The sequence below is a fragment of the Streptomyces sp. NPDC060205 genome, assembly GCF_042728395.1.
Taxonomy (GTDB): Bacteria; Actinomycetota; Actinomycetes; order Streptomycetales; family Streptomycetaceae; genus Streptomyces.
Genome location: NZ_JBHWZP010000493.1, coordinates 1 through 5,133, shown reverse-complemented (window position 1 = coordinate 5,133; position 5,133 = coordinate 1). Strand labels below are relative to the sequence as shown.

The 5,133-nt window shown below is 68.1% G+C and carries 5 protein-coding genes; 2 read left to right on the top strand and 3 right to left on the bottom strand.

Annotated elements, in window-relative coordinates:
- Positions 1-262 precede the first annotated feature (262 nt).
- The 3 genes from ACFWGJ_RS41700 to thyX all read right to left on the bottom strand — a co-directional run bounded on the left by ACFWGJ_RS41700 (position 263) and on the right by thyX (position 3,946).
- Positions 263-1,948, bottom strand: coding sequence for a ribonuclease J (locus tag ACFWGJ_RS41700; protein WP_387334174.1), 1,686 nt, complete (start codon positions 1,946-1,948; stop codon positions 263-265).
- 134 nt (positions 1,949-2,082) lie between these two features.
- On the bottom strand, positions 2,083-2,982 hold the full coding sequence (dapA, locus tag ACFWGJ_RS41695) for a 4-hydroxy-tetrahydrodipicolinate synthase (RefSeq protein ID WP_387334173.1): 900 nt from the start codon (positions 2,980-2,982) through the stop codon (positions 2,083-2,085).
- A gap of 223 nt (positions 2,983-3,205) precedes the next feature.
- Positions 3,206-3,946, bottom strand: a complete 741-nt coding sequence (gene thyX, locus ACFWGJ_RS41690; RefSeq protein WP_387334172.1) for an FAD-dependent thymidylate synthase — start codon at positions 3,944-3,946, stop codon at positions 3,206-3,208.
- A gap of 233 nt (positions 3,947-4,179) precedes the next feature.
- Here thyX and ACFWGJ_RS41685 point away from each other — a divergent pair, with 233 nt between their 5' ends.
- Both ACFWGJ_RS41685 and ACFWGJ_RS41680 read left to right on the top strand, forming a co-directional pair.
- Positions 4,180-4,419, top strand: coding sequence for a hypothetical protein (locus ACFWGJ_RS41685; RefSeq protein WP_387334171.1), 240 nt, complete (start codon positions 4,180-4,182; stop codon positions 4,417-4,419).
- Between the two features lie 121 nt (positions 4,420-4,540).
- Positions 4,541-5,101 carry a hypothetical protein gene (locus tag ACFWGJ_RS41680; RefSeq protein ID WP_387334170.1) on the top strand — a complete coding sequence of 187 codons (561 nt, stop codon included), beginning with the start codon at positions 4,541-4,543 and terminating at the stop codon, positions 5,099-5,101.
- Positions 5,102-5,133: the final 32 nt, after the last annotated feature.

The following is a 5,133-nucleotide window of genomic DNA, read 5'->3' as shown; positions in this document are numbered from 1 at the left end:
TCGGTCTTGCGTTTCCGACTCTATCAGACCGTTTCCGGTTCCGATTTCCTCGGTGCTTTCCAGGTTTTCGCTTTCGCGTTTCCCTTTCCGGCGATCCCGACTTTATCAGAAGTTCTGAGTCGGAATTCCCGCCCCTCGCGGGGAGGTCCGGACACCAAGTTGTGTCGGGTTCCCGTTCAGGCGGAGCCGTAAACGTACTGGAGCGGAGCGCCCCGATGCAAATCGAGGTGCCCCGCTCCGGGTGTACGTGCTACGAGGTGGCTCAGACCTCGACGACGACCGGCAGGATCATCGGCCGGCGGCGGTAGGTGTCCGAGACCCACTTGCCCAGCGTGCGGCGGATGAGCTGCTGCATCTGGTGGGCCTCGACGACGCCGTCCTGGGCCGACCGCTCCAGGACCTCGACGACCTTCGGGAGGACGGCGCTGAAGGCGGAGTCCTCGATGCCCGAGCCGCGGGCCTGGATGTGCGGCCCTCCGGTGATCTTGCCCGTGCTGGTGTCCAGCACCACGAAGACCGAGATGATCCCCTCGTCACCGAGGATCTTGCGGTCCTTCAGCGTGGGCTCGCCGACATCGCCGACCGAGAGGCCGTCGACGTACACGTAACCCGCCTGGACCTTGCCGGAGATTCTGGCCTTGCCCTCGATGAGGTCGACGACCACGCCGTCCTCGGCGATCACGATGCGGTCGTGCGGGACGCCGGTGAGGGCGCCCAGCTCGGCGTTGGCGCGCAGGTGGCGCCATTCGCCGTGCACCGGCATGAGGTTGCGTGGCTTGCAGATGTTGTAGAAGTACAGGAGCTCGCCGGCGGAGGCGTGGCCGGAGACGTGCACCTTGGCGTTGCCCTTGTGGACGACGTTGGCGCCCCAGCGGGTCAGGCCGTTGATGACGCGGTAGACCGCGTTCTCGTTGCCCGGGATGAGGGACGACGCCAGGATCACGGTGTCGCCCTGGACGATCCGGATCTGGTGGTCCCTGTTGGCCATCCGCGACAGGGCCGCCATCGGCTCGCCCTGGGAGCCGGTGCAGACGAGGACGATCTCGTGTTCCGGGAGGTCGTCCAGTGTCTTGACGTCCACCACGAGGCCCGGCGGGACCTTCAGATAGCCGAGGTCGCGCGCGATGCCCATGTTGCGGACCATCGAGCGGCCGACGAAGGCGACCCGGCGGCCGTACTCGTGGGCGGCGTCGAGGATCTGCTGGATGCGGTGCACATGGCTGGCGAAGCTGGCCACGATGATGCGCTTGCTGGCGCCCGCGAAGACCTGCCGCAGCACGTTCGAGATGTCGCGCTCGGGCGGGACGAAGCCCGGGACCTCGGCGTTCGTGGAGTCCGAGAGGAGGAGGTCGATGCCTTCCTCGCTCAGCCTCGCGAAGGCGTGCAGGTCCGTGAGGCGGCCGTCCAGCGGAAGCTGGTCCATCTTGAAGTCGCCGGTGTGGACGACCATGCCCGCGGGGGTGCGGATGGCGACCGCGAGGGCGTCCGGGATGGAGTGGTTGACCGCCACGAACTCGCACTCGAAGGGGCCGATGCGCTCCGTGTGGCCTTCGGCGACCTCAAGCGTGTACGGGCGGATGCGGTGCTCCTGGAGCTTCGCCTCGATGAGGGCGAGGGTCAGCTTGGAGCCGATGAGCGGGATGTCCGGCTTCTCGCGGAGGAGAAAGGGGACGCCGCCGATGTGGTCCTCGTGGCCGTGCGTGAGGACGATGCCCTCGATGTCGTCGAGGCGATCCCGGATCGAACTGAAGTCCGGAAGGATCAGGTCGATCCCGGGCTGCTCCTCCTCGGGGAAGAGCACGCCGCAGTCGACGATCAGAAGGCGGCCGTCGTACTCGAAGACCGTCATGTTTCGGCCGATTTCACCGAGGCCACCGAGCGGGGTGACGCGGAGGCCCCCTTGGGGAAGCTTCGGCGGCAGACGGAGTTCCGGATGCGGATGACTCAAAAGACTCTCCTCACCACACGCGCCACGTACCTGGCAGGGCACGTGGCGCGCATGACGTTCGTGCAGTAGCAGTTGTCTGGTGGAGCAGGCGCTGGGCCTGCTTGGTCGTACGTATTCAGTTGTGAAGTCTGTGGTTAGAGCTGTACCCCGCCGGCGGCAAGATCGATCTTGAGTTGCGCGGTCTCCTCGGGCGACAGGCCGACCATGGGCAGGCGCAGCGGTCCGGCGGGCAGGCCCTGCAGGGTGAGTGCGGCCTTGCTGGTCATGACGCCCTGGGTCCGGAACATCCCGGTGAAGACGGGGAGCAGCTTCTGGTGGATCTCGGTCGCCTTCTGCACGTCGCCGCTCGTGTAGGCGTCGATCATGGCCCGCAGTTCGGGGGTGACCATGTGGCCGACCACGGAGACGAAGCCGACCGCGCCCACGGAGAGCAGCGGCAGGTTCAGCATGTCGTCGCCCGAGTACCAGGCGAGGTCGCAGCTGGCGATGGCCCAGCTGGCGCGGCCGAGATCACCCTTGGCGTCCTTGTTGGCGACGATACGCGGGTGCTCGGCGAGGCGCACCAGGGTCTCGGTGTTGATCGGGACACCACTGCGGCCGGGGATGTCGTAGAGCATGACCGGCAGGCCGGTGGCGTCGGCGATCGCGGTGAAGTTCTGGTACAGGCCCTCTTGTGGGGGCTTGTTGTAGTACGGCGTCACGGTGAGCAGGCCGTGCGCGCCCGCCTTCTCGGCGTCGCGGGCCAGCTCGATGCTGTGGCGGGTGTCGTTCGTGCCGACGCCCGCGACGACGTGGGCGCGGTCGCCGACGGCCTCCAGTACGGCTCGTACGAGATCCGCTTTCTCCGCGTTGCTGGTGGTCGGGGACTCGCCCGTGGTGCCGTTGACGATCAGGCCGTCGTTGCCTGCGTCCACCAGGTGGGTGGCGAGCCGCTGCGCGCCGTCGAGATCGAGTGCGCCGTCCGCCGCGAAGGGCGTGACCATGGCAGTGAGGACCCGCCCGAAGGGGGTCTGCGGAGTGGAGGTCGGAGCCATGGGTAACACGCTACTCGCTGCTCACCGTGCGGTCTGCCCTCGGGGGATGCGACAAGTCAGGACAAAGATGGAACCCGGCACTGCCTGCTCGGGGGTTCAAGCAGTGCCGGGTCCGTTTGATCAGGCTAGATGAACTTCTCGAAATGCCGCAATACGGACACTTCGCCTGGCCGACCCGTACAGATGTGCCCGGTGGCGTGTCCGACGGGGCGATCGGGGTGCGTTACGGGGCCACGCGCCCGTTCGCGTTGAAGGCCGCGTACGTGAGGGGCATGAGCCGCGCCCACTCCTCCTCCATCTTCTCGCCGACCATCTCGATCTCCCGCTGCGGGAAGGACGGGACCCTGGCCAGCTCGTGCTGGGTGCGCAGGCCGAGGAAGTGCATCAGCGAGCGGGCGTTGCACGTCGCGTACATCGAGGAGAACAGGCCCACCGGGAGGACGGCACGGGCGACCTCGCGGGCCACGCCGGCGGCGAGCATCTCCTGGTACGCCTCGTACGCCTGGCGGTACGAGTCCTCCATGACGCGGCCCGTGAGCTCCTGCTGGGCCTCGGTGCCCTCCACGAAGACGTACTTGCCGGGGCGGCCCTCCTGGACCAGCTTGCGGGACGCGCCCGGGACGTAGAAGACCGGCTCCAGCTCCCTGTAGCGGCCCGACTCCTCGTTGTACGACCAGCCCACGCGGTGCCGCATGAACTCGCGGAAGACGAAGATCGGGGCGCTGATGAGGAACGTCATCGAGTTGTGCTCGAAGGGGCTGCCGTGCCGGTCCCGCATCAGGTAGTTGATCAGGCCCTTCGAACGCTCCGGGTCCTTCTGGAGCTCACCCAGGGACTGCTCCCCGAGAGTCGAGACGCGGGCGGCGAACAGCACGTCGGAGTCGGAAGCGGTGTGCTTGACCAGCTCGACGGTGACATCGCTGCGGAAGCTGGGCTTGAGGTCGTCGGCGGGGGTGTCGGTCACGGCGTGGAGGGTCCTTCCCAGTACTGGCTCGGGCGGCGCCCACTCTACGGCCAGGCACTGACAACGGGACGTTCGGTGCCGTGCCGCGACATAGGTCGGCGAACTTCTGCGAATCCGGTGAAAGATGGCACCTTTTGGGGCACTCGCCCGTCTGTATGGATGACAACGATTCGTTCGAGTCCCCGGAGAACGAGCCCCGGAGGATTCGAGTCCGCAGAGGAGAAGCGCACCCCATGTTCCGTCGGCGCGAGCCAGTACCGTTCGCCTTCATCGCCGAAGCCGACCAGTTCCGCAGCAATGTCACTCCCCCGCCCCGCCGGCGTGCCTCCGCCTCGGAGCTGGTCGGCCGATGGCTCATAGGCCTGACCGTGGTCGCGGGCCTCGCGGGCTCCCTGCTCATCGGGCTGCCCGCCCTCTCCGCCGACGTCTCCCCCGCGGACACGCAGCAGTCCGACGCGTCCTCGCGCCGCTGACCCGTCCCACGGGCCCCGTGGCCGGTCAGCACCCTCATGGACCCCCGCGGGTGGTGGGCGGAGATCGGGCTGGGTAGCCTCACCGGGCATAGTCCATGCGTGGATTGAGTGAGGATCAGTCGTGCCCCTGCCCTTTCTGACCGCCGATCGCGCTTTCGACGAGGCCGGCGAGGACCTCGCGCTGCCGTTCGACGACCGCGACCAGTGGCGGCGTCCCTACCGGCCCGGCCCGTGGCGGGTCGGCGCGGCCGCGCTTCTGCTGCTGCTCGCCTCGTACGTGCTGTTCGCGGCGGTCATCATCGCCGTGGCGGGCAACGGATCCGGGGGCGCGGTCTGCCTGTGCCTCGCCGTGCTGGTCATCGCGGGCGCCCTGCGTCTGCTGCGGATGGGCGCGTGGGTGAGCGCCGCCGGACTGCGCCGGGTGCGTTTCCTGCAGACCACCACGACACCGTGGGCACATGTCATGGTCGTGCGGACCGTGCAGCAGCCGGTGCGCTGGCTCGGGCTCCCGCGGACCGTACAGGGTCAGGCGCTCGTGCTGGTCCGTGGCGGCCACTCCGGCAATGAGACGACCCCTCTGCTGACCACGCACAACGCGGACTTCCTGGGGCGCCCCGAGGCCTTCGACCGGGCCGCGGACAGCGTCGAGGTCTGGGCGGACGAGTACCGGCCGCACGCATAGGCGGTGTGATGGCGAAGGGGCCGGTCCGCTGA